The organism is Protofrankia sp. CiP1_Cm_nod3 (assembly GCF_982290655.1).
The window spans coordinates 3,267-4,543 of record NZ_CEVIVD010000249.1 but is presented as its reverse complement, the minus strand read 5'-3'; the positions used below and the strand labels follow the sequence as shown (position 1 = coordinate 4,543).

The 1,277-nt window shown below is 75.5% G+C and carries 1 protein-coding gene; it reads right to left on the bottom strand.

All coding sequences use genetic code 11. The features are described 5' to 3' along the window. Window positions 1-112: 112 nt before the first annotated feature. Entirely contained in the window at window positions 113-1,231 is a 1,119-nt protein-coding gene (gene hypE / locus AC5LUJ_RS23705; protein ID WP_250281349.1) for a hydrogenase expression/formation protein HypE, read from the bottom strand. Window positions 1,232-1,277 lie beyond the last annotated feature (46 nt).

Below are 1,277 nucleotides of genomic sequence, written 5' to 3'. Positions count from 1 at the left end.
CTTCCACACTCATTCCCATCATCGAAAAAGGACGGACCGACCGACAGGACACAGACGGCAACGGGCGGGCGGGACGGCGGGACGGCAGGACGGCAGGACGGCGGGGGCATGGTCAGCAGATGCGGGGCAGTGGGTCGCCGACCAGCATGTCCACGATCCGGGTGCCGCCCAGGGCGGTGCGCATCGCGACGATCCCGGCCGGCCCATCGGTGATCTCCCCGATGACCGCGGCCGACCGGCCCAGCGGATGCTCCCGCAGCGCGGCCAGCGCCGCCGGGGCCTGCTCGGGCGGCACCACCGCGAGGAACCTGCCCTCGTTGGCGACGTGGAGCGGGTCGATGCCGAGCAGCTCGCAGGCGCCGCGCACGTCGGGGCGCACCGGCACGGAGCACTCGTCGAGCAGGACGCCGAGGCCGGTGTCCCGGGCCAGCTCGTTGCAGGCCGTCCCCACCCCGCCGCGGGTGGGGTCACGCAGCCAGCGTGCCGACGGCGCCGCCGCCAGCAGCTCCTCCACCAGCGCGTCGACCGCCGCCGTGTCGGAGCGGATGGCGGCGTCGATCGCCAGGTTGCCGCGGGCGAGCATGACCGCCATCCCGTGCTCGCCGATCGTGCCGGACACCAGCACCCGGTCCCCCGGCCGCACCCGCCGCGCGGACAGCTGCCGGCCGGGCGGGACGAGCCCCACCCCGGCGGTCGTGATGATCAGTCCGGCGGACGCGCCGGCGTCGACGACCTTGGTGTCCCCGGTCACCACCTCCACGCCCGCGGCCCGCGCCGCCTCGGCCATGTCCTCGGCGACGCGGCGCAGCTCGTCGACGGGGAAGCCCTCCTCGATCACGAATGCCGCGGACAGCCACAGCGGCCGTGCCCCCGTCATCGCCAGGTCGTTGACGGTGCCGTGCACCGCCAGGTCACCGATGGAGCCGCCGGGGAAGCGCAGCGGCCGGACCACGAAGGAGTCGGTGCTGAAGGCCAGCGACTCCCCCGACGGCAGCGGCAGGACCGCGCCGTCCCCAAGGACGTCGAGCGCGGGACTGCGGAAGACGTCGACGAAGACCGTCTCGATCAGCTCCGCCGACGCGCTCCCGCCGGCCCCGTGCGCCGAGGTCACCACCTCGCCGAGCGTCCGCGGCCGGCGCCGCCGGAACGTCCCGGCCCGCGCCGGCACCGCCTCCCCACGGTCCGTCTTCTCCACCCGGCCCGTCCGCTCCGTCCGGTCCGCCACGCTCATCGGGTGCGCTCCCCCGCCGTCGGGTACGTCGGGTACGTCGGGTACG